At 73.7% G+C, this 22,623-nt stretch carries 27 protein-coding genes; 6 read left to right on the forward strand and 21 right to left on the reverse strand.

Annotated elements, in window-relative coordinates:
• Positions 1-67: 67 nt before the first annotated feature.
• The 9 genes from trpA to hisI all read right to left on the reverse strand — a co-directional run bounded on the left by trpA (position 68) and on the right by hisI (position 7,247).
• Positions 68-883: a tryptophan synthase subunit alpha gene (trpA, locus tag ACFYZR_RS00970; RefSeq protein WP_391903023.1), complete on the reverse strand. Its 816-nt coding sequence runs from the start codon at positions 881-883 to the stop codon at positions 68-70.
• A complete protein-coding gene (gene trpB, locus ACFYZR_RS00975; RefSeq protein WP_391903025.1) occupies positions 883-2,118 on the reverse strand; it encodes a tryptophan synthase subunit beta in 1,236 nt (411 codons plus the stop codon). The genes trpA and trpB overlap by 1 nt, the downstream gene beginning before the upstream one ends.
• 73 nt (positions 2,119-2,191) lie before the next feature.
• Positions 2,192-2,449, reverse strand: coding sequence for a tryptophan biosynthesis modulator TrpM (trpM, locus tag ACFYZR_RS00980; RefSeq protein WP_391903028.1), 258 nt, complete (start codon positions 2,447-2,449; stop codon positions 2,192-2,194).
• A gap of 8 nt (positions 2,450-2,457) precedes the next feature.
• Positions 2,458-3,267, reverse strand: a complete 810-nt coding sequence (trpC, locus tag ACFYZR_RS00985) for an indole-3-glycerol phosphate synthase TrpC (protein WP_391903031.1) — start codon at positions 3,265-3,267, stop codon at positions 2,458-2,460.
• 334 nt (positions 3,268-3,601) lie between these two features.
• Positions 3,602-4,060, reverse strand: coding sequence for a DUF2752 domain-containing protein (locus ACFYZR_RS00990; RefSeq protein WP_391903034.1), 459 nt, complete (start codon positions 4,058-4,060; stop codon positions 3,602-3,604).
• A gap of 106 nt (positions 4,061-4,166) precedes the next feature.
• Positions 4,167-4,400, reverse strand: coding sequence for an HGxxPAAW family protein (locus ACFYZR_RS00995; protein WP_391903037.1), 234 nt, complete (start codon positions 4,398-4,400; stop codon positions 4,167-4,169).
• Between the two features lie 153 nt (positions 4,401-4,553).
• Positions 4,554-5,183 (reverse strand): TIGR02234 family membrane protein, encoded by a 630-nt coding sequence (locus tag ACFYZR_RS01000; RefSeq protein WP_391903039.1) that lies wholly within the window; start codon positions 5,181-5,183, stop codon positions 4,554-4,556.
• 104 nt (positions 5,184-5,287) lie between these two features.
• Positions 5,288-6,847, reverse strand: a complete 1,560-nt coding sequence (locus ACFYZR_RS01005) for an anthranilate synthase component I (RefSeq protein WP_391903041.1) — start codon at positions 6,845-6,847, stop codon at positions 5,288-5,290.
• Between the two features lie 31 nt (positions 6,848-6,878).
• Positions 6,879-7,247, reverse strand: coding sequence for a phosphoribosyl-AMP cyclohydrolase (gene hisI, locus ACFYZR_RS01010; protein WP_391903043.1), 369 nt, complete (start codon positions 7,245-7,247; stop codon positions 6,879-6,881).
• A 107-nt stretch (positions 7,248-7,354) separates the two neighbouring features.
• On the opposite strand from hisI, the gene ACFYZR_RS01015 reads away from it, so the two are divergent.
• Together ACFYZR_RS01015 and ACFYZR_RS01020 are read left to right on the forward strand one after the other, a co-directional pair.
• Positions 7,355-7,987 (forward strand): TIGR03085 family metal-binding protein, encoded by a 633-nt coding sequence (locus ACFYZR_RS01015; protein WP_391903045.1) that lies wholly within the window; start codon positions 7,355-7,357, stop codon positions 7,985-7,987.
• Positions 7,988-8,137: 150 nt separating this feature from the next.
• Positions 8,138-8,689 (forward strand): DoxX family protein, encoded by a 552-nt coding sequence (locus ACFYZR_RS01020; RefSeq protein WP_391903047.1) that lies wholly within the window; start codon positions 8,138-8,140, stop codon positions 8,687-8,689.
• Between the two features lie 51 nt (positions 8,690-8,740).
• Here ACFYZR_RS01020 and hisF read toward each other — a convergent pair whose 3' ends face one another.
• The 8 genes from hisF to hisD all read right to left on the reverse strand — a co-directional run bounded on the left by hisF (position 8,741) and on the right by hisD (position 14,531).
• Positions 8,741-9,496: an imidazole glycerol phosphate synthase subunit HisF gene (gene hisF / locus ACFYZR_RS01025; protein WP_391903050.1), complete on the reverse strand. Its 756-nt coding sequence runs from the start codon at positions 9,494-9,496 to the stop codon at positions 8,741-8,743.
• The gene (locus ACFYZR_RS01030; protein ID WP_391903052.1) at positions 9,493-9,897 is read right to left on the reverse strand and encodes a RidA family protein; all 405 of its coding nucleotides are present in this window, start codon (positions 9,895-9,897) and stop codon (positions 9,493-9,495) included. Before ACFYZR_RS01030 ends, hisF begins: the two co-directional genes overlap by 4 nt.
• Complete coding sequence (gene priA, locus ACFYZR_RS01035; protein WP_391903054.1) at positions 9,894-10,622, reverse strand: bifunctional 1-(5-phosphoribosyl)-5-((5-phosphoribosylamino)methylideneamino)imidazole-4-carboxamide isomerase/phosphoribosylanthranilate isomerase PriA; 729 nt, start codon at positions 10,620-10,622, stop codon at positions 9,894-9,896. The genes ACFYZR_RS01030 and priA overlap by 4 nt, the downstream gene beginning before the upstream one ends.
• A gap of 73 nt (positions 10,623-10,695) precedes the next feature.
• Positions 10,696-11,337, reverse strand: coding sequence for an imidazole glycerol phosphate synthase subunit HisH (gene hisH / locus ACFYZR_RS01040; RefSeq protein ID WP_391903056.1), 642 nt, complete (start codon positions 11,335-11,337; stop codon positions 10,696-10,698).
• Positions 11,334-11,501 (reverse strand): hypothetical protein, encoded by a 168-nt coding sequence (locus ACFYZR_RS01045; protein ID WP_391903059.1) that lies wholly within the window; start codon positions 11,499-11,501, stop codon positions 11,334-11,336. Before ACFYZR_RS01045 ends, hisH begins: the two co-directional genes overlap by 4 nt.
• A 2-nt stretch (positions 11,502-11,503) precedes the next feature.
• On the reverse strand, positions 11,504-12,097 hold the full coding sequence (gene hisB / locus ACFYZR_RS01050) for an imidazoleglycerol-phosphate dehydratase HisB (protein WP_391903062.1): 594 nt from the start codon (positions 12,095-12,097) through the stop codon (positions 11,504-11,506).
• Positions 12,094-13,200, reverse strand: coding sequence for a histidinol-phosphate transaminase (locus ACFYZR_RS01055; RefSeq protein WP_391904325.1), 1,107 nt, complete (start codon positions 13,198-13,200; stop codon positions 12,094-12,096). The genes hisB and ACFYZR_RS01055 overlap by 4 nt, the downstream gene beginning before the upstream one ends.
• A gap of 5 nt (positions 13,201-13,205) precedes the next feature.
• Positions 13,206-14,531: a histidinol dehydrogenase gene (gene hisD, locus ACFYZR_RS01060; RefSeq protein ID WP_391903065.1), complete on the reverse strand. Its 1,326-nt coding sequence runs from the start codon at positions 14,529-14,531 to the stop codon at positions 13,206-13,208.
• 219 nt (positions 14,532-14,750) lie between these two features.
• Between hisD and ACFYZR_RS01065 the strand changes: the two genes are divergently transcribed.
• From ACFYZR_RS01065 to ybaK, 3 genes are all read left to right on the forward strand, one after another.
• Positions 14,751-16,352, forward strand: a complete 1,602-nt coding sequence (locus tag ACFYZR_RS01065) for an oxidoreductase (RefSeq protein WP_391903068.1) — start codon at positions 14,751-14,753, stop codon at positions 16,350-16,352.
• Between the two features lie 119 nt (positions 16,353-16,471).
• Positions 16,472-17,209, forward strand: a complete 738-nt coding sequence (locus ACFYZR_RS01070) for an LON peptidase substrate-binding domain-containing protein (protein WP_391903071.1) — start codon at positions 16,472-16,474, stop codon at positions 17,207-17,209.
• A 16-nt stretch (positions 17,210-17,225) separates the two neighbouring features.
• Positions 17,226-17,747: a Cys-tRNA(Pro) deacylase gene (ybaK, locus tag ACFYZR_RS01075; RefSeq protein ID WP_391903073.1), complete on the forward strand. Its 522-nt coding sequence runs from the start codon at positions 17,226-17,228 to the stop codon at positions 17,745-17,747.
• 216 nt (positions 17,748-17,963) lie between these two features.
• Here the strand turns inward: ybaK and ACFYZR_RS01080 are convergent, their stop codons facing one another.
• The 4 genes from ACFYZR_RS01080 to ACFYZR_RS01095 form a co-directional block, all read right to left on the reverse strand.
• On the reverse strand, positions 17,964-18,626 hold the full coding sequence (locus ACFYZR_RS01080; RefSeq protein ID WP_391903075.1) for an ABC transporter permease: 663 nt from the start codon (positions 18,624-18,626) through the stop codon (positions 17,964-17,966).
• A gap of 59 nt (positions 18,627-18,685) precedes the next feature.
• Entirely contained in the window at positions 18,686-19,531 is an 846-nt protein-coding gene (locus ACFYZR_RS01085; RefSeq protein ID WP_391903078.1) for an ABC transporter permease, read from the reverse strand.
• A gap of 31 nt (positions 19,532-19,562) precedes the next feature.
• Complete coding sequence (locus ACFYZR_RS01090; RefSeq protein WP_391904328.1) at positions 19,563-20,537, reverse strand: ABC transporter ATP-binding protein; 975 nt, start codon at positions 20,535-20,537, stop codon at positions 19,563-19,565.
• Between the two features lie 126 nt (positions 20,538-20,663).
• Positions 20,664-21,974, reverse strand: coding sequence for an NYN domain-containing protein (locus tag ACFYZR_RS01095; protein ID WP_391903080.1), 1,311 nt, complete (start codon positions 21,972-21,974; stop codon positions 20,664-20,666).
• A gap of 321 nt (positions 21,975-22,295) precedes the next feature.
• Here ACFYZR_RS01095 and ACFYZR_RS01100 point away from each other — a divergent pair, with 321 nt between their 5' ends.
• Positions 22,296-22,472, forward strand: a complete 177-nt coding sequence (locus tag ACFYZR_RS01100; protein ID WP_391903083.1) for a hypothetical protein — start codon at positions 22,296-22,298, stop codon at positions 22,470-22,472.
• The last annotated feature ends 151 nt before the right edge of the window (positions 22,473-22,623 follow it).

A 22,623-nucleotide genomic window follows, 5' to 3' on the forward strand; every position in this document is an offset into this window, starting at 1 on the left:
ACCGGGGGCGCGGTCATACGCGCCCCCGGTCGCCGTTTCCTTCAAAAGAGTTACGCGCGCTCGAGAGTTACGCGCGCTTGCGGACGCCCTCCGCCAGCTCACCCGCCAGGGAGCGGACCGCCGCGATTCCGGACTCCAGGTCGGGCGCGTCCAGCAGGCGCTTGACGAACGCCGAGCCGACGATGACGCCGTCGGCGAACTGGGCGACCTCCTCGGCCTGGGCGGCGTTGGAGACGCCGAGGCCCACGCAGACCGGCAGTTCGGTGACGGCCCGGGTGCGGCGCACCAGGTCCTGGGCCTCGCGACCCACCGACTCCCGGGTGCCCGTGACGCCCATCAGCGAGGCGGCGTAGACGAAACCGCTGCCCGCCGCCGTGATCTTGGCGAGGCGGTCGTCGCGGCTGCTCGGGGCGACGACGAACACCGTGGCCAGGCCGTGCTGTTCGGCGGCCTTGCGCCAGGTCTCGGACTCCTCGACCGGCAGGTCCGGCAGGATGCAGCCCGCTCCCCCGGCGGCGGCCAGGTCGGCGGCGAAGCGCTCCACGCCGTAGGCGTCGACCGGGTTCCAGTAGGTCATGACGAGGACCGGGGCGCCCGTGATCTCGTGCGCCTCCTTGACCGTGCGGATGACGTCCTTGATCTTGATGCCGCCGCGCAGGGCGATGTCGTCGGCGGTCTGGATGACCGGACCGTCCAGGACCGGGTCGCTGTGCGGCAGCCCGACCTCGACGATGTCGCAGCCGCCGTCGAGCATGGCCGTGACGGCCCGGACGCCGTCGGCGACCGTCGGGAAGCCGGCGGGGAGGTACCCCACCAGCGCGGCGCGGTTCTCGGTCTTGGCCACGGCCAGGACCGAGTTCAGGAGTTCGATGTTGCCCGCCATCACTTGGCCCCCTCGTCGTACAGCCCGAAGTAGCGGGCCGCGGTGTCCATGTCCTTGTCGCCCCGCCCGGAGAGGTTGACCAGGATCAGGCCGTCCTCGCCCAGCTCGCGGCCGATCTCCAGCGCGCCCGCGAGCGCGTGGGCGCTCTCGATGGCCGGGATGATGCCCTCGGTGCGGGAGAGCAGCCGCAGCGCGTCCATGGCCTGGGCGTCGGTGACGGCCCGGTACTCGGCGCGGCCGATGTCCTTGAGGTAGGAGTGCTCGGGGCCGATGCCGGGGTAGTCGAGGCCGGCGGAGATGGAGTAGGGCTCGGTGATCTGGCCGTCCTCGTCCTGCAGGACGTAGGAGCGCGAGCCGTGGAGGATGCCGGGGGTGCCCTCGGTGAGGGTGGCCGCGTGCTCGCCGGTCTCCACGCCGTGGCCGCCCGGTTCGCAGCCGATGAGGCGGACGCCCTCGTCGGGGAGGAAGGCGTGGAAGAGGCCGATGGCGTTGGAGCCGCCGCCCACGCACGCGACGGCGGCGTCGGGGAGCCGGCCGGCGCGTTCGAGGATCTGGCGGCGGGCCTCGACGCCGATGACGCGGTGGAAGTCGCGGACCAGCGCCGGGAAGGGGTGGGGGCCCGCGACCGTGCCGAAGAGGTAGTGGGTGTGGTCGACGTTGGCGACCCAGTCGCGGAAGGCCTCGTTGATGGCGTCCTTCAGCGTGCGGCTGCCGGACTTCACGGAGACGACCTCGGCGCCGAGCATCCGCATCCGGGCGACGTTCAGCGCCTGGCGCTGGGTGTCGACCTCGCCCATGTAGATGGTGCATTCGAGGCCGAAGAGGGCGCAGGCGGTGGCGGTGGCCACGCCGTGCTGACCGGCGCCCGTCTCGGCGATGACCCTCGTCTTGCCCATGCGCTTGGTGAGCAGCGCCTGGCCCAGCACGTTGTTGATCTTGTGGGAGCCGGTGTGGTTGAGGTCCTCGCGCTTGACGAAGACCCGGGCGCCGCCCGCGTGTTCGGCGAAGCGCGGCACCTCGGTGAGCGGGCTCGGGCGGCCCGCGTAGTTGACCATCAGGTCGTCGAGCTCGGCGGCGAAGGCCGGGTCGGCCTTGGCCTTGTCGTACTCGGCGGCGACCTGGTCGACGGCGGCGACGAGGGCCTCGGGGATGAACTTGCCGCCGAAGGCGCCGAAGTAGCCGGACGCGTTCGGCACCTGGCCCTCGGGGTCGGGTACGAAGAAGCCGGAGGACATGTGAGCACTCCTGGGATGTGCGGAAGTTCCGGGTACGGGGCTTATGGGCGCCCTGCCCGGTGATGACGGAAGGTTACGGCTGAACGCCGCGACGCCATCGCATCCCGTTGATCTGACCCGGCTCACAGCCGATGTGGTACCGCACCCGGCGGCCGCGGACGCGGCGCGCGGGCGCCCGGCAGCCGCGGGGGCGACAGCCGCGCGCCAGCCGGGCGTAGGAGTGCTGCGGGGAGTCCGGGCCCTGGCCCGGCCGCCCGGCCCCGGCCGTGGGCACGCCGGTGGGGGCCGGGCGTCGGCCCGGTCCCGTACGGCGTGCGCGGCCGGTGGTCATGGCGCTCGTCAGCCCCGTCCGTGGCGCAGGGCGGGGTGGGCGCCGGCGGCGACCAGGTCGGCCACGGCCGTCCGGGGGTCACGGCCGGTGACCAGGGACTCGCCCACGAGGACGGCGTCGGCGCCGTCGTTGGCGTAGGCGATGAGGTCGTGGGGGCCGCGGACGCCGGACTCGGCGATCTTGACGATGCCGTCGGGGATCTCGGGGGCCACCCGGGCGAAGGTGCCCCGGTCCACTTCGAGGGTCTTGAGGTTGCGGGCGTTGACGCCGATGATGCGGGCGCCGGCGTCGACGGCGCGCTGGACCTCCTCCTCGTCGTGCACCTCGACCAGCGGGGTGAGCCCGATGGACTCGGCCCGCTCGATGAGGGAGACGAGGGCCTCCTGCTCCAGCGCGGCGACGATCAGCAGGGCCAGGTCGGCGCCGTAGGCGCGGGCCTCCCACAGCTGGTAGGCCGTGACGATGAAGTCCTTGCGCAGGATCGGGATGTCGACCCGGGCGCGGACGGCCTCCAGGTCGGCGAGCGAGCCGCCGAAGCGGCGCTGCTCGGTGAGGACGCTGATGACGGACGCGCCGCCCGCCTCGTAGTCCGCGGCGAGGCCGGCCGGGTCGGCGATGGCGGCGAGGGCGCCCTTGGAGGGGCTGGACCGCTTGACCTCGCAGATCACGCTGACGTTCTCGCCGCGCAGGGCGGCGGCGCCGTCCCTGGCCTGCGGGGCCCTGGCCGCGCGCTCCTTGAGATCGTCGAGGCTGACGCGCGCCTGCCGCTCCGCGAGGTCCGCACGGACTCCGTCGATGATCTCGTCGAGCACACTCACGCGAGCGGCCCCCTTCCGGAATCGGCTGGTCAGGTCTGACGCGGCACGACTTCACCACATCAGGCAATTGCGATGGTACTTGCCGGAGGGCGAAGGTTTCGCATCCGGTTGACGCGCATCCCGCCCTCCGGACGACCGGAGGGAGGCCCTCCGGCGCGTACGGTCCGTGGCGCGGGGCTTGCGCGCGGTGTTCGCGTTACGCACACCGTACGCGAACGATCGACATCGGTCCGTACCGGGCAGTGTCGATCGATGTCGATCTAGGGTGGTCGGAGCCGGTCGGCACCATCGGCGGCACCGATCCGTCACCGAACGTACGGCTCACGGGTGGGATCTACGGCGCGAGCGCCGAACCCCACGGCAGATTGCGTACGACCGTGAACAGCAGCACGATCCCGGCCAGCGCCCACACGTGTTCCGTCCGGAAACCGACGGGCATGCCGCCGCCCGTCCGGGCCGCCCGGACCAGCCACAGCGTCCAGAGCACGGCGAAGGCGGCGTACCCGGCGACGGCCAGGGCGTTCGCCCCGAGCGCCGTGGCGAGGTCGCCGTGGGCCAGCGCGTGGAGGCCGCGCAGCCCTCCGCAGCCCGGGCAGTACAGCCCCGTCCAGCGCAGGAGGGGGCAGGCGGGATAGGAGCCCGGACGGTTGGGGTCCACGACACCCACCCAGGTGACGGCCGCGCCCAGCCCGGCGGCGACGCCGAGCGGCGCGGCGAGGCGGCGCGGCAGGGGTTCGAGCGGGGCGGCCGGGGCGGCGGCGCGGCCGCCGTCCCGCGCGGGATCCGTCGTCACACCGCGCAGTCTCCGCCCGGTAGCACGAAGGCGCAGCTCAGGACGTCCGTACGGGGGATCCCGCACGGTCCCGGGCCGCGCCTCGGCGCCGAAGGAACGGGGCGGATCAGGCCCGGCTCTCGGCGGCCTGGGTCCGCAGGGCCTTCTTGGGGGCCTGGCCCATGCCCATCATGCGCATGATCCCGCCGACGACGCCGCCGAGGACCACCACGACCATGCCGGCCCAGAAACCTACGGGCTTGGCCATGACGACGAACGCGCCCGAGATGCAGAAGCCGATGAAGGCGATGGTGACACCGGTCCAGGCGGCCGGGGTGTGTCCGTGGTCGCTACCCGACATGAGTTGACTCCTCGTTGCTGTGTCGCGCCCGGGGGCGCGGAGATCGCTGGGGCCATTGTCCCCGACGCGCCGGGCGGCCGTGCGCCGGGGTTGGCGTCCGGCCCGGGCGTGTCATCGTCCGGGGGCGGCGTGTCATCGTCCGGGGGCGGCGTGTCATCGTCCGGGGGCGCCCGTGGGGTCCTCGCCCCGGTCGAGGGCCTTCCACAGCTCCTCGGGCCGGTCCGGGTCGGCGGGGGCCTTGGCGCGGCGCGGGGCGGGGGCGTCACCGCGCTCGTAGCGGCCGGACATGGCGGGCCACTGACCACCGAAGCGCAGGGCGAGCAGCCCGGCGAGGAAGATCAGGACGCCGCCGGCGACGGCGACCCACGGCCAGGCGGTGTGCCCGACGCCGTCGATGGAGGCCCGGGTCAGGCCCGCGACCTTGGCGGCCTTCTCCTCCAGGGCGGTGGTGTCGCTCAGGCCCGTGACCGCCGCGCCCACCACGCCGGCGCCGCTCATCACGAGCAGCCCGGCGACGAAGCGGCGGGCCGCGCCGCGCACGGCGAAGACGGCGACGAGCGCGGCGAGGCCGACGAGGGCCAGGGCGCCGGGCAGGGCGGTGACCTCCTGGCCGCTGGCCTGCTGGGCCATGCTGATGCCCCGCTCGGCGGCGGCGGTGCCCTCGGACCAGGTGCGGCCGGAGGCCAGGAGGACGAGGGCCGCACCGGCGGCGGCCAGGATCAGGGCGGCGGCCACGCTTTTGCGCGAGGCGGGGGGGCGGGGTGTGGGTACTGCTGCGGTCACGGGTACCACTATCCCCTGTCGGGAGCGGGGGCCGGTGGGCGGGTGCGGGCCGTGGGCGTGTGCGCCCACCCGTTCCGCCCTGCGGAACGATTGCCCGCACATCCCTACAGCCGGTTCGCCGTGTGGACCGCCCTCAGGACCGCGCCGGCCTTGTGGCGGCATTCGGCGTCTTCCGCCGCCGGGTCGGAGTCGGCGACGATGCCGGCGCCGGCCTGGACGTAGGCGGTGCCGTTCCGCAGGAGGGCGGTGCGGATGGCGATGGCGGTGTCGGAGTCCCCGGCGAAGTCGAGGTAGCCGACGCAGCCCCCGTACAGGCCCCGGCGGGAGGGCTCCAGCTCCTCGATGATCTGCATGGCGCGCGGCTTGGGCGCACCCGACAGCGTGCCCGCCGGGAAGCAGGCGGTGAGGACGTCGAAGGCCGTGCGGCCCGGTGCGAGGCGGCCGGTGACGGTGGAGACGATGTGCATCACATGGCTGTAGCGCTCGATCGACATGAAGTCGACGACCTCGACGCTGCCGGGCTCGCAGACCCGGCCCAGGTCGTTGCGGCCGAGGTCGACGAGCATCAGGTGCTCGGCGCGCTCCTTGGGGTCGGCCAGCAGCTCCTCGGCCAGCGCGGCGTCCTCCTGCGGGGTGGCGCCGCGCGGGCGGGTGCCGGCGATGGGGTGCACCAGCGCCCGCCCGTCCTCGACCTTCACCAGGGCCTCGGGGCTGGAGCCGACCACGTCGAACGCGCCGCCGTCGCCGTCCGGGAAGCGGAAGAGGTACATGTACGGGCTGGGGTTGGTGGCCCGCAGCACCCGGTAGACGTCGAGGGCGGAGGCGGTGCAGGGGGTCTCGAACCGCTGCGAGGGCACGACCTGGAAGGCCTCCCCCGCGCGGATGCGCTCCTTGATGTCCTCGACGGCCGCCATGAAGTCGGGGCCGCCCCAGCGGGCGGTGTACTCGGGCAGCTCGGAGGGCGGCAGGACGGTGGGCTCGGAGGGCACCGAGCGGCAAAGGTCGGCGGCCATGGCGTCGAGGCGGGCGACGGCGTCGGCGTACGCCTCGTCGATGCCGGAATCGCGGTTGTCGTGGTTGATCGCGTTGGCGATCAGCAGGACCGTGCCGTTCCAGTGGTCGAGGACGGCGAGGTCCGAGGTGAGGAGCATGGTCAGCTCGGGCAGCCCGAGGGTGTCCTCGCCGTGCTCGCCGATCCGCTCCAGGCGGCGCACGATGTCGTAGCCCAGATAGCCGACCATGCCGCCGGTGAAGGGCGGCAGCCCCGTGCCCTCGATGAGGTCGCGGGGGGTGTGCAGCGCCGCCACGGTGGCCCGCAGGGCGGCCAGCGGGTCCCCGTCGGTGGGGACGCCCACGGGCGGGGTGCCCAGCCAGTGGGCCGCTCCGTCGCGCACGGTCAGGGCGGCCGCGCTGCGGACGCCGACGAAGGAGTAACGGGACCAGGTACGGCCGTTCTCGGCGGACTCCAGCAGGAACGTGCCGGGCCGCTCGGCGGCGAGCTTGCGGTAGAGGCCCACGGGCGTGTCGCCGTCGGCGAGGAAACGGCGGGTGACCGGGATGACCCGGCGGTCCTTGGCGAGCGTGCGGAAGGTCCCCGCGTCGGGGGTGACATCCCCGCCGGCTCCGCCGGGGCCGTGGGAAGCGTGTGCGGACGTGGCAGCCATGGCAGCGGAGCCTACTGGCTGCGGCGGCGGTCTAGCCGCCCAGCGGCAGTTCGTCCGAATCGAAACAGGTCCGGGTGCCGGTGTGGCAGGCCGGGCCCTCCTGGTCGACCTTGACCAGGATCGTGTCCGCGTCGCAGTCCAGGGCGACGGACTTGACGTGCTGCGCGTGCCCCGAGGTGTCGCCCTTGACCCAGTACTCCTGGCGGCTGCGGCTCCAGTACGTACAGCGGCCGGTGGTGAGCGTGCGGTGGAGGGCCTCGTCGTCCATCCAGCCGAGCATGAGCACCTCACCGGTGTCGTACTGCTGGGCGATGGCGGGGATCAGGCCGTCGACGCTCCGCTTGAGCCGGGCGGCGATGGCGGGGTCGAGGTTGGAGAGGGGGCGGGTGTTGCCGGTCATGGCTCCATTGTCCCCCGCCCGCGCCGGTGGCGCCGCCGCCGGTGGCCGGACACGCCCGGTCACGGGCCCCGTGGCTTCGGCCCGGACCGTGGTCGTAGGCTGACGCCATGTCAACCCATGCGCAGCGCGAACGTCTGCTCCTCGCCGATCTGTTGGAGACGGTGGGGCCCGACGCGCCCACCCTCTGCGAGGGCTGGCGGGCCCGTGATCTCGCCGCCCACACCGTGGTGCGCGAGCGGCGGCCCGACGCCGCCGCCGGCGTCGTGATCAAGCCATTGGCCGGCCGGCTGGAGCGGGTGCAGGCGGAATTCGCGGCCAAGCCGTACGAGGAGCTGATCCAGCTCATCCGCACCGGGCCGCCGCGCACCTCGCCCTTCGCCCTCAAGCAGGTCGACGAGGCGGCCAACACCGTGGAGTTCTACGTCCACACCGAGGACGTGCGCCGGGCCCAGCCGGACTGGACGCCCCGCGAGCCGGACCCCGTCTTCGCGGACGCGCTGTGGAGCCGGCTGGAGCGCACCGCCCGGCTGGTCGGCCGGAAATCGCCGGTGGGCCTGGTGCTGCGGCGCCCGGACGGGCGGACGGCGGTCGCCCAGAAGGGCGCGCCCGTGGTGACGGTCACCGGGGAGCCCGGCGAGCTGCTGCTGTTCGCCTTCGGGCGGCAGGACGCGGCGCGGGTGGAGCTGGCGGGCGAGGACACGGCGATCGCCAAGCTCAAGGCGGCGTCGCTGGGGCTCTAGGCCACGGGAGCTTCAGGCCGCTGGGGCTCCGGGCCGCTGGGGCTCCAGGCACCCGCCGGGCCCGACTGGCACCTTTGCTCCTCCTGGCGTATGGCGGACCCCCGTGACCCGGGGTGACACTGGTACCGAGGGCGGAAGAAGGTGCCGATCATGGCTTTCCGGAGCAGAACGACGACACACATCTTCGCCGGGCAGGGGCGCGACCAGCCGTCGTCGCTGACCGGCTACTCCTTGGGACTCCTGCTGCTGCGCATGATGCTCGGCATCATCATGGTCGCGCACGGTACGGGGAAGCTGTTCGGGTGGTTCGACGGGGCGGGCGTCGACGGGACGGCCCAGTACTTCAAGCAGGCCGGCTATCCGGCGGCGAAGGCGATGGCCGTGATCGCCGGGCTCAGCGAGTCGCTCGGCGGGGCCGGGCTGTTCCTGGGGCTGCTGACCCCGCTGGCCGCGGCGGCGGTGCTGGGGACGATGGTCAACGCGCTGGGGGTGACCTGGGAGGGCGGATTCATGCTGCCCAGCGGGGTGGAGTTCACGCTGCTGGTGGCCGTGAGTGCGACGGCGCTGGCGCTGACCGGGCCGGGGGCGTATGCGGTCGACCACTATCTGCCGGTGCTGCGGGCCCATCGGGTGACGTACGGGGTGGCGGCGATCGCGCTGGCGCTGGTGACCGGGGCGATCTTCTTGCTGATCCGGAAGTAAGCGTTGAACGCCGGACGGGCGACGAAGTCGGCCCGTCCGGCGTTCGAGCGGCTAGCGAACCGGGTGCCCCGCGTCCCGCAGGGCACCCTTCACGTCCCCGATGCGCAGGTCGCCGAAGTGGAAGACCGACGCGGCCAGGACCGCGTCCGCGCCCGCCTCGACGGCGGGGGCGAAGTGCTCCAGGCGGCCCGCGCCGCCGCTGGCGATGACGGGGACGGTGACGTGGCGGCGCACGGCGGTGATCATCTCCGTGTCGTAGCCGTCCTTGGTGCCGTCGGCGTCCATGGAGTTCAGCAGGATCTCGCCGGCGCCCAGTTCCGCGGCGCGGTGGGCCCACTCCACGGCGTCCATGCCGGTGCCGCGGCGGCCGCCGTGGGTCGTGACCTCGAAGGAGCCGGTCGCCGTGCGGCGGGCGTCCACCGACAGGACCAGGACCTGGCGGCCGAAGCGCTCGGCGATCTCGCGGATCAGCTCCGGCCGTTCGATGGCGGCGGTGTTGACGCCGACCTTGTCGGCACCGGCCCGCAGCAGCTTGTCGACGTCCTCGGCGGTGCGGACGCCGCCGCCCACCGTCAGCGGGATGAAGACCTGCTCGGCGGTGCGGCGCACCACGTCGTAGGTGGTCTCGCGGTTGCCGGAGGAGGCCGTGATGTCGAGGAAGGTCAGCTCGTCGGCGCCCTCCTGGCCGTAGATCCTGGCCATTTCCACGGGGTCGCCCGCGTCGCGCAGGTTCTGGAAATTGACGCCCTTGACGACCCGGCCGTTGTCCACGTCCAGGCAGGGGATGACTCGGACCGCGAGGGTCACGCCGTTGCTCCTCTGAAAGCTTCTACTTCTACTTCGACCAGCACACGGGAGTCGACGAAGCCGGAGACCACGACCAGGGTCGCGGCGGGCCGGACGGCGTCGAAGAGCTCCTTGTGGGCGCGGCCGACCGCGTCCACGTCCCGCGCGTGGGTGAGATACATCCGGGTGCGGACGACGGACTCCGGGCCGAGGCCGAACTCCTCCAGCGCGGCGAGCGCGTTGCCGAAGGCCGTGCGGGCCTGCTCGTAGGGGTCGCCCTCACCGTGGAGGACGCCGTTCACCAGCGACATCGTCCCGGCGACATGCACCCGGTCCCCGACCGCGACGGCACGTGCGAAGCCGATCTCCGCTTCCCAAGGACTGTTCGTCTGGACGTGCCGCCGGGCCGGGCTCTCGCTCATACGGACACTGCCTCCAGGGCCTCTTCCAAGGTGAACGCCTTGGCGTAGAGGGCCTTTCCGACGATCGCTCCTTCGACGCCCTCCGGTACCAGGGTGGCGATCGCGCGCAGATCGTCAAGAGAGGAGACCCCGCCGGAGGCCACGACCGGGCGGTCGGTGACGGCGCAGACGTTCCTCAGCAGCTCCAGGTTGGGGCCCTGGAGGGTGCCGTCCTTGGCGATGTCGGTGACGACGTAGCGGGCGCAGCCCTCGGCGTCGAGGCGGGCGAGGGTCTCGTAGAGGTCGCCGCCGTCGCGGGTCCAGCCGCGGCCGCGCAGGGTGGTGCCGCGGACGTCCAGGCCGACCGCGATGCGGTCGCCGTGCTCGGCGATGACCTTGGCGACCCACTCGGGGGACTCCAGGGCGGCGGTGCCGAGGTTGACGCGGGTGCAGCCGGTGGCGAGGGCCGCGGCGAGCGAGGCGTCGTCGCGGATGCCGCCGGAGAGTTCGACCTTGATGTCCATGGAGCGGGCGACCTCGGCGACCTGCGCGCGGTTGTCGCCGGTGCCGAAGGCGGCGTCCAGGTCGACCAGGTGGAGCCATTCCGCGCCCGCGCGCTGCCAGGTCTGAGCGGCGGCGAGCGGGTCGCCGTACGACGTCTCGGAGCCGGACTCGCCATGGACGAGACGGACGGCCTGGCCGTTGCGGACGTCGACGGCGGGCAGGAGTTCGAGGCGGTGGGTCATGAAGTGGACCTTACGGATGAGGGGGCCGGCCGGGTGTCACGGCCGTCGGCGCGGCGACGGCGGGGTGCTGCGGTCACAGCGTGTCCAGCCAGTTGCGGAGCAGGGCCGCTCCGGCGTCGCCGGACTTCTCGGGGTGGAACTGGGTGGCCCACAGGGGGCCGTTCTCCACGGCGGCGACGAACGGCTCGCCATGGGTGGCCCAGGTGACCTTGGGGGCGCGGATGTTGGCGTTGCCGACCTCCAGGCTCCACTCGCGCACGGCGTAGGAGTGCACGAAGTAGTAGCGGGTGTCCGCGTCGAGGCCGGCGAAGAGCGCGGAGCCCTCGGCCGGGGCGACGGTGTTCCAGCCCATGTGAGGGACGACGTCGGCCTTGAGCGGCTCGACCGTGCCGGGCCACTCGTCGAGGCCCTCGGTCTCGACGCCGTGCTCGATGCCGCGCTCGAAGAGGATCTGCATGCCGACGCAGATGCCCATGACGGGGCGGCCGCCGGACAGCCGGCGCCCGACGATCCAGTCGCCCCGGGCGGAGCGCAGGCCCTGCATACAGGCGGCGAACGCGCCGACGCCGGGGACGAGGAGCCCGTCGGCGTTCATGGCGGTCTCGTAGTCGCGGGTGATCTCGACGTCGGCGCCGACGTGGGCGAGGGCCCGCTCGGCGGAGCGGACGTTGCCGAAGCCGTAGTCGAAGACGACGACCTTCTTCGGGGTGCTCATGACCACAGCCCTTCGACGCGCAGGACGCCGGCGGTCAGGCACATGGCGGCGCCGATGCCGAGCAGCACGATCACGCCCTTGGGCATGCCCTGCTTGAGGAACGAGATGATGCCGCCGACCAGGAACAGTCCGACGAGGATGAGCGCGGTGGAGGTGCCGTTCACGGTTAGAGGGCGCCCTTCGTCGAGGGGAGGATCCCGGCCGCGCGCGGGTCGCGCTCACTGGCGTAGCGCAGGGCGCGGGCGAGGGCCTTGAACTGGCACTCCACGATGTGGTGGGCGTTGCGCCCGTACGGGACGTGGACGTGGAGGGCGATCTGCGCCTGGGCGACGAAGGACTCCAGGATGTGCCGGGTCATCGTCGTGTCGTAGGTGCCGATCATCGGCGCCATGTTCTCGGGCTCGGTGTGCACGAGGTAGGGGCGGCCGGAGAGGTCCACGGTGACCTGGGCGAGGGACTCGTCCAGCGGCACGGTGCAGTTGCCGAAGCGGTAGATGCCCACCTTGTCGCCGAGGGCCTGCTTGAAGGCGGCGCCCAGCGCGAGGGCGGTGTCCTCGATGGTGTGGTGGGTGTCGATGTGGAGGTCGCCGTCGGTCTTGACGGTGAGGTCGAACAGGCCGTGGCGACCGAGCTGGTCGAGCATGTGGTCGAAGAAGCCGACCCCGGTCGACACATCGACCTGCCCGGTGCCGTCGAGGTCGATCTCGACCAGGACGGAGGTCTCCTTGGTGGTGCGCTCGACGCGCCCAACGCGGCTCATGAGTTGCTCTCCTTGCGAATGGCGCGTACTGCGTCCAGGAAGGCGTCGTTCTCCTCCGGCGTGCCCGCGGTCACCCGCAGCCATCCCGGTACGCCGTTGTCCCGTACCAGGACACCGTGGTCGAGGATGGCCTGCCAGGCGGTGTGGCTGTCGTCGAAGCGTCCGAACTGGACGAAGTTGGCGTCGGAATCGGTCACCTCGCAGCCCATGGCGCGCAGCTCGGTGACGATGCGGTCGCGTTCGGCCTTGAGCTGTTCGACGTAGCCGAGCAGCGTGTCCGTGTGCTCCAGGGCGGCGAGCGCCGTGGCCTGGGTGACGGCCGACAGGTGGTACGGCAGCCGGACGAGCTGGACGGCGTCGACCACGGCGGGGTGCGCGGCGAGGTAGCCGAGGCGCAGCCCGGCGGCGCCGAAGGCCTTGGACATGGTGCGGGAGACGACGAGGTGGGGGCGGCCCTCGATCAGCGGCAGCAGCGAGGGGCGGTGGCTGAACTCGCCGTACGCCTCGTCGACGACGACCAGCGACGGGCGGGCCGCCTGGGCGGCCTCGTACAGCCGCAGGACCGTCTCCTCGTCGACCGCCGTGCCCGTGGGGTTGTTCGGCGAGCAGATGAAGACGACCTCGGGCCGGTGCTCGGCGATGGCGGCCTCGGCGGCGTCGACGTCGATGGTGAAGTCGGCGCGGCGGGGTCCGGAGATCCAGCCGGTGCCGGTGCCGCGGGAGATCAGGGCGTGCATCGAGTACGAGGGCTCGAAGCCCATCGCCGAGCGGCCCGGTCCGCCGAAGGTCTGGAGCAGTTGCTGGAGGACCTCGTTGGAGCCGTTGGCGGCCCAGACGTGTCCCATGGTGACCTCGTGGCCCGTGGTGCGGGTGAGGTACTTGGCGAGCTCGGTGCGCAGCTCGACCGCGTCCCGGTCGGGGTAGCGGTTGAGGTGCCGGGCGGCCTCGGCGACGCGCTCGGCGATCCGGGCGACCAGGGGCTCGGGGAGGGGGTAGGGGTTCTCGTTGGTGTTCAGGCGTACGGGCACGTCGAGCTGGGGGGCGCCGTACGGGGACTTGCCGCGCAGTTCGTCCCGGATGGGGAGGTCGTCGATTCCGGTCACGTGCGTCACTTGCTCTGCGGCACCTTCCAGTCGAACCTCGCCTTGACCGCCGCGCCGTGGGCGGGCAGGTCCTCGGCCTCGGCGAGCGTCACCACGTGGCCCGCGACGTCGGCGAGCGCCTCGCGGCTGTAGTCCACGACGTGGATGCCGCGCAGGAAGGACTGCACGGACAGCCCGGAGGAGTGGCAGGCGCAGCCGCCGGTGGGCAGGACGTGGTTGGAGCCGGCGGCGTAGTCGCCCAGGGACACCGGGGAGTACGGGCCGACGAAGATCGCGCCGGCGTTGCGGACGCGGGCGGCCACGGCGGCGGCGTCGGCGGTCTGGATCTCCAGGTGCTCGGCGGCGTAGGCGTCCACGACCTCCAGGCCCTGCTCGATGCCGTCGACCAGCACGATGCCGGACTGGCGGCCGCCGAGGGCCGGGACGATCCGGTCGTCGACGTGCTTGGTGGCCGCGACCTGGACGGCGAGCTCCTTCTCGACCGCGTTCGCGAGCTCCTCGGAGTCGGTGACGAGGACGGAGGCGGCCAGCGGGTCGTGCTCGGCCTGGCTGATGAGGTCGGCGGCGACGTGCGCCGGGTCGGCGGTGGCGTCGGCGAGGACGGCGATCTCGGTGGGGCCGGCCTCGGCGTCGATGCCGATACGGCCCTTGAGCAGCCGCTTGGCGGCGGCGACCCAGATGTTGCCGGGGCCGGTGACCATGTCGGCCCGGAGGCACTCGTCGGTGCCGTAGGCGAACATGGCGACGGCCTGGGCGCCGCCGGCCGCGTACACCTCGTCGATGCCCAGCAGCGCGCAGGCGGCCAGGATCGTCGGGTGCGGCAGGCCGCCGAAGTCCTTCTGGGGCGGTGAGGCGACGGCCATGGAGGGCACGCCGGCCTCCTGGGCCGGGACGACGTTCATCACGACGGACGAGGGGTAGACGGACCGGCCGCCCGGGACGTAGAGGCCGACGCGCCGGACGGGCACCCAGCGCTCGGTGACCGTGCCGCCGGGCACGACCTGGACGGTGGTGTCGGTGCGGCGCTGCTCGCGGTGGACGAGGCGGGCGCGGCGGATGGACTCCTCCAGCGCGGCGCGCACGGCCGGGTCGAGCTCCTCCAGGGCCTTGGTGATCGCCTCGGCGGGGACCCGCACCCGGTCGATCCTCACTCCGTCGAAGCGCTCCGCGTAGTCGATCAGGGCCGCGGTGCCGCGATGATGCACGTCGTCGCAGATGGGCCGCACCTTGTCCAGGGCGGCCTCGACGTCGAGCTCGGCACGGGGCAGCAGGTCGCGGTCGATGCCGTTCACAGGGAAGGCGTCGCCGCGCAGATCGATTCGGGAGATCACGCGGTCAATTGTCTCAGACCCGTCCTGTCGCACCGCTCCCCGTACCACCCACTGATATGCCGCCAAAGAGTTGATCTTTGAGTGACGGTGGACGGACAATCGCCCTTCACCGCTGGTGTTCGAACGGTCACCCGGCGGGAATGGGGCGGGTACGCGGGGCGCTTACGAACGTACGCGCGCCGGCGTGGGAGACGTTCGGGCCGTGAGAGGGGGGAGAGCGTGACCGAAGGAGCCGTGGGCGCACCGCCCGCCGATCTCGACCTGACCACCGCCGAGCGGGACATGTGGGAGGCCTTCCGCAAGGGCGCCACCCTCGATCTGCGCAGCCCACGGCCCGAGCTCAACGACCCGGGCGGGCAGCACGCCTGGGGTCCCGAGCGCACCGTGCGCGCCCGGGTCGTGGCCCTGCTGCTGCTCAGCGGGCCCCCGCCGCACCCCGGCCGGGTGGCCGCGCTCAAGCTCAACGGCGTACGGATCACCGGCACCCTGGACCTCTCCGGCGGCACCGTCACCCCCTACGTCGAGCTCCACAACTGCCGGTTCGAACAGCAGCTGCTGCTGCCCGAGAGCACCTTCTCCACCCTGCGCCTGGTCGGCTGCGCCATACCCCGGGTGGAGGCCGCCCGGATCCGCACCGAGGGCGATCTGCATCTGCCGCGCTGCGTCGTCCAGCACGGCATCCGGCTGACGGACGCCCACATCGGCACGGACCTGCTGCTCAACCAGCTGGTGGTGCGCCGCGACCGGCGCGGGCTGTCCATCGCCGCCGACGGGATGACCGTGGGACAGGACCTCCAGGCCGAGATGATGCGCTCCCACGGCGAGCTGAGCATGCGCGGCGCGACCATCGGCGCCTCGCTGAGCCTGCGCGGCTCCACCCTCAACAACCCCTTCGGCCGCCGCGCGCTCAACGCCCCCCAGCTGAAGGTCGAACGCACCCTCTACCTGACCTCGGCGGGCCTCGGCTACGCCCGCTACACCAGCGGCGCCACTCCCCCGTTCGGCATCGCCACCACCACACCCGAGCAGGACCGGCAGCGGCGCTTCGAGTGCCTGGGCGGGGCACGGCTGGACGACGGACGGTTCGGCGACGCCGTGGACCTCAGCGAGGCCCGCTTCGTGATGGAGGCCGACCAGGAGCTGTCGCTGCGCCGGGTGCAGACGCCCGAGCTGCGTTTCCTCGGGGAGCGGCAGCAGCGCGGCCGGGTGGTGCTGTCCGGGGCGCGCGTGGTCAATCTCGTCGACCGCTTCGACAGCTGGCCCGGCCCCGGCGGGCTGGCCATGGCCGGCTTCACCTACGAGAACCTGATCCCGACGGGCTCCTTCCCCCTGGCCCGCCGGCTGGACTGGCTGGCGGCGGCCACCCCGGAGTACGCGCCGGAGCCCTACGAGCGGCTGGCGGGCGCCCTGCGCGCCAGCGGCGAGGACGCCGACGCGCGGGAGGTCCTGCTCGCCAAGCAGCGCCGCAGACGCGAGACGCTGCCGCCGGCGGGCAAGGCCTGGGGCTATCTCCAGGACTGGACGGTGGCGTACGGCTACCGTCCCGGCCGGGCCGCCGTGTGGATGGCCGTGCTGTGGGCGATCGGCGCCTGCTACTTCTCCTACCGGCCGCTGCCCCCGCTGAAGGAGGGCGAGGGCCCGGCGTGGAACCCCGAGCTGTACTCCCTGGACCTGCTGCTGCCCGTCATCGACCTGGGACAGGGCACGGCGTGGCGGCCCACCGGCGCCGCCCAGTGGGTGGTCGCGGCGCTCACGCTGCTGGGCTGGATCCTCGCCACCACGGTCGCGGCGGGCGCGTCCCGGCTGCTGCGCCGGCAGTGACACGAGCGGCCGGCGGCGGCCCGCGCGGACCCGGCTCCGGGGGCGGACCGGCTCCGGCCGCTCCGCCCCGGGAGAAATCCCCGCTCCGGCGGGCCGCACGGCCATTAGGCTTACCGCCCGTGACCACCGAGCGCCTTCCCCTCTTCCCGCTGAACTCGGTTCTGTTCCCGGGCCTCGTGCTCCCGCTGAACGTCTTCGAGCGGCGGTACCGCGCGCTGATGCGCGACCTGGCGGAGCTGCCCGAGGACACACCGCGCCGCTTCGGCGTCGTCGCCATCCGCGACGGCCACGAGGTGGCCCCCAGCGCCCCCGGCCTGCCTGAGGAGTCCCGCCCCGAGCCGGGCCCGGCCTCCGGCTTCGGCACCGACCCGATCACGTCCTTCTACTCCATGGGCTGTGTGGCCGACGCTGCCACCATCCGCAAGCGCCCCAACGGCTCGTACGAGGTCCTCGCCACCGGCACGACCCGCTTCAAGCTGCTGTCCGTCGACGCCTCCGGCCCGTACCTCACCGCCGAGATCGAGCACGTCGAGGAGCGGCAGGGCGAGGAGGCCGGGGCGCTCGCCTCGGGCGTCGTCCGGGCCTTCCGCGCCTACCAGAAGCGGCTGGCCGGGGCGAACGACGCCTCGCTGGCGGGCCGCGCGGACCTGCCGGGCGAGCCCAGGGTGCTGTCCTACCTGGTCGCGGCGGCGGCGGTGCTGGACACCCCGGCCAAGCAGCGGCTGCTCCAGGCGCCCGACACCACCTCGCGGCTCGCGGAGGAACTGCGGCTGCTGCGCGCCGAGACGGCCGTCATGGGCAAACTCCCCTCCCTGCCCGCCGTCGAACTCACCCGGCGGCCCACCAGCCCCAACTGATCGACAGGACCAGGTTTTGGCGAAGAAGAACGGCAAAGCAGGCGGCAACGGCAAGCGACAGGCCGCGGGCGCGACGCCCGCGATCGTCGCCCTGGAGAAGGCCGGCGCCGCCTTCACCGTCCACGCCTACGAGCACGACCCGGCCACCCCCTCCTACGGCGAGGAGGCCGCACAGGCGCTGGGCGTGGCGCCCGGGCGGGTGTTCAAGACCCTCGTCGCCGAGGTCGACGGCGCGCTGACCGTGGCCGTCGTACCGGTCTCGGGCTCGCTCGACCTCAAGGCGCTCGCCACGGCCGTCGGCGGCAAGCGGGCCGCGATGGCCGACCCGGCCGCGGCCGAGCGCACGACGGGGTACGTCCGGGGCGGCATCTCCCCGCTCGGTCAGCGCAAGCGGCTCCCGACCGCGCTGGACGCCTCCGCGCGGGCGCACCCCACGATCTGTGTGTCGGCGGGGCGGCGGGGGCTGGAGGTCGAGCTCGCGCCGGACGACCTGGCGGCGCTGACGGGAGCGGTGGTGGCGGCGATCGCGCGCCCTTGACGGTGTTCCCGCCCTTCGCTACGACCGAGGGGCGGGCCGCGTCCGGCGTCCCGCGAAGGGGAGGGGACGCCCATGTCGAAGCGCACCCGTAAGCGTCGCTGGCGGCTGAGGAAGGGGCGGGCCAACCACGGCCGTCGGCCGGCGTAGAGCCGGGGCTCCGCCCCGGACCCCGGTCCTCAGCCGCCGGACGGGCTGATTTCGGCGGCGGGGCCGGGGCTATCCCTCCGGCCAGTGCGGAACGATCGCCGGCTCCGGATCCCGCGGACCGAACAGCGCCGTCAGCCCCAGGTGCGCGGCCATCGCCGCCAGCGGCCACGCCAGCAGCATCCCCTTCGCCCCCAGCCGCAGCGGCGCGTCGAAGACGACGCCCTTGCCGACGGCCCGGGCGTGGGCCACCACATCGCTGGTGGGGCCGAGCCGGATGCCCAGGCGCCAGCCGACCACCGAGGCCAGCAGCGAGCCGACCGCCAGGCCCACGACGATCGCGATGCCACCGGCCCGGCGGAAGAGGAACACCAGGGCCGCGCTCAGCGCGCCCAGGCACAGCCCCAGCAGCCCGAACCAGCCGTCCGCGCCGATGGCCTGCTCGCCCTCGGTGTTCTTCAGATAGACGGCCTTGCCGTCGGAGATCAGCGGCACCCGGGGCGCCAGCCACGCCCAGAGCAGACCCAGCAGCACGCCGGCCACCGTCACGGCCACGAGCACCACCGCGGCCTGCCGCAGCTCCGCGCGCGCCTCCTCCCGGGCCCGCTCGCGGTCCTGCTCCCGCGCCCGGTCGTCCTGCTCGGCGTGGTCGGGCCCGAGCACGGGCCCGGAGCCCCGGTCGTCCGAGGAGGAGTCGGAGGAGGAGTCGTCCTGCGGCGTCAGCGGTGCGGTCACCCCGCCATCGTGCCAGGTCGGCGCGGGCACCCCGGCGCCAGGAGGGTCGGTGCGGCGCGTCACCGCACGGCCGCCCGGCGATAGGCCCAGGTGGCCACGGCCAGCGACACCACGCCGACGGCCGCGCACACCCCGAGGTCGGCCGCCACCAGCAGCCAGCCCGGATGCGCGTCGAAGGTCCGCGCGAACGCCTCCACGCCGTAGGTCGACGGCAGCAGATCCCGTGCGAACGCGACCGGTGCCGGCATGTGCGCGGCCGGCAGCACGCCCAGCAGCAGCGCCGCCGACATGCCCAGCTGACCACCCAGCGTGGCGAGCTCCTGGCGCGGGGCGAGCAGCCCCAGGGCGGCGCCCAGCCCGGCGAGGGCCGCGCCCGACAGCGGGATCACGGCCGCCAGCACCCACAAATGCGCCATCGGCAGCTTGAACAGCACACTGCCCACCACCGCCGTGACGAGGGTGCCGGGCGCGGTGAAGGACGCGTACGCCCCGGCCGCCCCCAGCACGACCGCCGCGGGTGGCACCGGCAGCGTCGCGTAGTAGTCGAGGCCGCCGCCGGCGCGCAACTGGCCGAAGTACTGGGCGAGGAGGTTGAGCGCGACGAACGCCACGACCAGGACGCTGGAGCCGGCCACGACGGACCGGGCCTCGTCACCGCCGTCGACGACGCCACGCATCATGATCATGATGCCGACGGACTGGAAGGTCGCCACGAACAGCAGCGGGATCCGCGCCACGCGGGCGCGCGAGAGCTGCGCCCGGTAGACGGCCACCAGCGCGGGCAGCATCCGCGCCCCGGGTGCGAGCGGGGCGGCGGCACCGTCCTCGGCCCCGGTCCGGTCCCCGTCCCGGACCTTCCCGGACACCGCTTCTGCGGACACCGCCTCTGCGGATACGGCACTCACGCGGCACAGCTCCTGTTCGCTACGGACCTCGTCACGCCTTCACCAGCCCCTGCGCCCGGCCGCCGCCCAGCGCGAGGTAGACGTCCTCCAGGCTCGGCGTGGCGAGCGTGAAGTCGTCCAGCGCGGCGAAGGCGGGGCCACCGGTCACCGCGGCGACGGCGGCACGCGCCTCCGCCGGGCCGAGCCGCAGCGACCAGCGGCGGCCGGTCTCCAGGGCGGCGTCCCGCAGCGCGGCGACCTCGGGCACGTCCAGCGGCGGCTCGGTGCGCCAGACCAGATCGACGCGGACCTCGTCGCCGACGAGCTCCTTGAGCCCCGACGGGGTGTCACAGGCGATGATCCGCCCGTGCTCCAGGACCGCGACCCGGTCCAGCACGGTCTCGGCCTCGATGACGTTGTGGGTGACCAGCAGCACGGTGGTGCCCCGCTCGGCGCGGCGCCGGTCCACGGCGGCCCACACGGCCCGGCGGGCCACGGGGTCCATGCCGGTGGTCGGCTCGTCCAGGACGAGCAGGGGACGGTCGCCGACCAGCGCGGCGGCGAAACAGGCGAGGCGGCGCTGGCCGCCGGAAAGCTTCTTCAGCGGACGGCCGGCGAGGGGGCCGAGGCCCAGCTCGTCGAGGACGGCGTCCCGCTCGGCCCGGGCCGTGCCCAGGTCCAGGCCGCGCAGCCGGCCGGTGGTCTCGGCGGCCAGGGCCACGGTCAGCTCGTCCAGCGCGGTCGACTCCTGACCGAGGTAGCCGACGAGACGCGCGGCGCGCTCGGGATGGCGGACGAGGTCGTGGCCGAGGAGGGCGACGCTGCCCGCGTCGGGGCGGAGCAGCCCGGTGAGCTGGCGGACGAGCGTGGTCTTGCCGGCGCCGTTGGGGCCGAGCAGCCCGAAGATCTCACCGCGCCGGATGTCGAGGTCGACGCCGTCGGTGGCCCGGACGGGATCCGCGCCCGGACGACCGCGTCGCCCGCGCGCGGCCGGGTAGGTCTTGACGAGCCCCCGCACGGTGCACACCGTGGCGCCCGCGGCCCGCTCCGCCTGTTTCCCGACCGTTCTCACGAGCTATGAGGGTACGCGCCCCGACGCCTGCGGCTCGCTCGGGGGCACGGTTGCGCCGCCGAACCGTCCCCGGCCTGTGGGTCAGTCTCCCGCCTGCGCGTGTTCCGCCGCCGTCCGGGCGTCGATCTCGCGCCAGAAGCCCGCGCGGATCGCGTAGCGGTCGTGTTCGTCGATCTGGTCGTCCTTGTGGGCGAGGAGCCCGAAGCGGGCGGCGTAGCGCAGGAGCTCGCCGTCGATGCGGTGGGGGATGCGGGGGTACTCGGTGGAGAGGTGCTGGAGGTGGACGGAGTCGGTCAGGCGCTCGGCCCACCGGCGGGCGAAGACCTGACCGACCTCGAAGGGGTCGCCGCCGACGGTGGTGATGTCCTCCTCGCGGTCGGCCCAGCGCTGCTCGGCGCTGGTGAGCTGGGCGAGCATGGGCAGGGAGGCCGTCTCGGGGGACTCTCCCAGTCCGCTGCCCGCGCCGCGGTCGATCCAGCCCTTGTCGGAGGACCAGCGCAGGGTGGCGTTGGGGGTCGCCCCGGCGCCGGACTGCCCGTTGGCCGGGCTCTGGCCGGGGCCCGGTGCCGGGGTGCCGGCCGGGGGTGCGCCCGCCGGGCCGCGCCCGAGGCCGGCGAGGTCCTTCGGGGTGGGCACGCCGCGCGTGGCGGGGGTGTCGTTGCCGCCCGCCGGGGCGGCCGTCGAGGGCCTGCCGCCGTTGCGCTCGGCGGCCGGGCGGCTCTCCACGCCGTGCCCGGAGGCCGCCGCGGCAGCGGCGGCCGCGGCGGTCTCGGGCAGCGGCGCGGAGAGGATCGCCGCGATCTCGGGCCGGGGCGCGGGCGGCGGGGCGCAGGGCCCGGTGAGCTCCTTGGGCCGTACGGCGCGGGTGATCCAGGTGCGGTCCAGGACGCGTCGCTCGTCGGCCTCGGCGACGAGGTCCTCGGACTGGTTGTAGTCGCCGTCGGCGGCCTGCACCGCCCACAGGTGGACGGCGACGCCGTGTTCCTTGGCGGACATCAGGCCGGGCAGCAGATCGCCGTCGCCGGTGACGAGCACGATGTCCGAGCAGGCGCGGTTGCGGGCGAGCTCGGTGAGCTCGGCGTGCATGGCCGCGTCCACGCCCTTCTGGGCCCAGCGGCCGTCGCTGCGGGTCAGCGCGCCCAGCCGGACCGTGACGCGGGACATCACGCGCAGCCGCCGGTGCTCGGGCTGGGGCACCCGGTCGGGGGCGCCGTCGAACCAGTAGATCCGCAGCAGCGGACGCTGGGTGTCGGCTTCGGCGCGCTCGCGCAGCCCCTGGATGAGGGTCGCGTGGTCGACGGTGATGCGCGACCTGGCGGGCTCCCCCGCCAGCAGGCTCGCGGCGGCGCCCAGCAGATAGCCGGCGTCCACCAGGACGACGCAGCGGTCCACGTTCCACCCTCTTTCCGTGAGTTCACATGAACGGGTTCACATGAATGCAAAATGAGTTCGGCTGAGTTCTGGTCGGTGCTGGTGAGTTCACACGGTGCGGTCGCCCCGGCACGGCGGTGCCCCGGTCTCCTCGGCTTGCCAGGAGTCTGCCCGACCGCGCGGGGGTTATCAGTCCGAACTGGATCTTCGGCGTGGCGGATACGGGCGGCGGCGGAGAAGTACTCCTGTCACCGAAGGTAATGACCCGAAATGCGGTCTTCATGGGGGCGTGCAAGGGTGACCTGTGGGGGGCCGTCACCCCGATCCGGAGGCACAGCAGCAATGGCGAAGAACAAGAAACAGGACCGGAGCCAGCAGCAGAGGTCCAGCGCGGCGGAGCGTGGCCAGCAGCAGGCCCAGAAGTCGTCGATCGAGGCCCAGAGCGAGCAGCGGTCGACACAGGTGACCCCGGGCGATCTCGCCCGAAAGAGCAAGCAGAAGCGCTTCGGTCACAACTGACCCAGCGCTTCGACGCGCTTGAGGGGCGGGGCCCCCCCCCCGGGGGGGCCCCCCCCCCCCCCGGCGGGGGGGGGGGGGGGGGCCGGCCGCCCCCCCCCCGGCCCCCCCCGGGGGGGGGTAGCCCCCCAGACCCCCCGCGGGGGGGGCCCCC

The organism is Streptomyces sp. NPDC001678 (assembly GCF_042892945.1).
GTDB lineage: Bacteria > Actinomycetota > Actinomycetes > Streptomycetales > Streptomycetaceae > Streptomyces.

Coding starts and splice junctions, on each gene's coding strand:
- ACFYZR_RS01005 (WP_391903041.1), bottom strand. CDS start 6,847: ATGGCTGCCACGTCCGCACACGCTTCCCACGGCCCCGGCGGAGCCGGC.
- ACFYZR_RS01020 (WP_391903047.1), top strand. CDS start 8,138: ATGGCTTTCCGGAGCAGAACGACGACACACATCTTCGCCGGGCAGGGG.
- ACFYZR_RS01015 (WP_391903045.1), top strand. CDS start 7,355: ATGTCAACCCATGCGCAGCGCGAACGTCTGCTCCTCGCCGATCTGTTG.
- ACFYZR_RS00995 (WP_391903037.1), bottom strand. CDS start 4,400: ATGTCGGGTAGCGACCACGGACACACCCCGGCCGCCTGGACCGGTGTC.
- priA (WP_391903054.1), bottom strand. CDS start 10,622: ATGACCCACCGCCTCGAACTCCTGCCCGCCGTCGACGTCCGCAACGGC.
- trpA (WP_391903023.1), bottom strand. CDS start 883: ATGGCGGGCAACATCGAACTCCTGAACTCGGTCCTGGCCGTGGCCAAG.
- hisB (WP_391903062.1), bottom strand. CDS start 12,097: ATGAGCCGCGTTGGGCGCGTCGAGCGCACCACCAAGGAGACCTCCGTC.
- ACFYZR_RS01100 (WP_391903083.1), top strand. CDS start 22,296: ATGGCGAAGAACAAGAAACAGGACCGGAGCCAGCAGCAGAGGTCCAGC.
- trpB (WP_391903025.1), bottom strand. CDS start 2,118: ATGTCCTCCGGCTTCTTCGTACCCGACCCCGAGGGCCAGGTGCCGAAC.
- trpM (WP_391903028.1), bottom strand. CDS start 2,449: ATGACCACCGGCCGCGCACGCCGTACGGGACCGGGCCGACGCCCGGCC.
- hisH (WP_391903056.1), bottom strand. CDS start 11,337: ATGAGCACCCCGAAGAAGGTCGTCGTCTTCGACTACGGCTTCGGCAAC.
- ACFYZR_RS01030 (WP_391903052.1), bottom strand. CDS start 9,897: ATGAGCGAGAGCCCGGCCCGGCGGCACGTCCAGACGAACAGTCCTTGG.
- hisI (WP_391903043.1), bottom strand. CDS start 7,247: ATGACCGGCAACACCCGCCCCCTCTCCAACCTCGACCCCGCCATCGCC.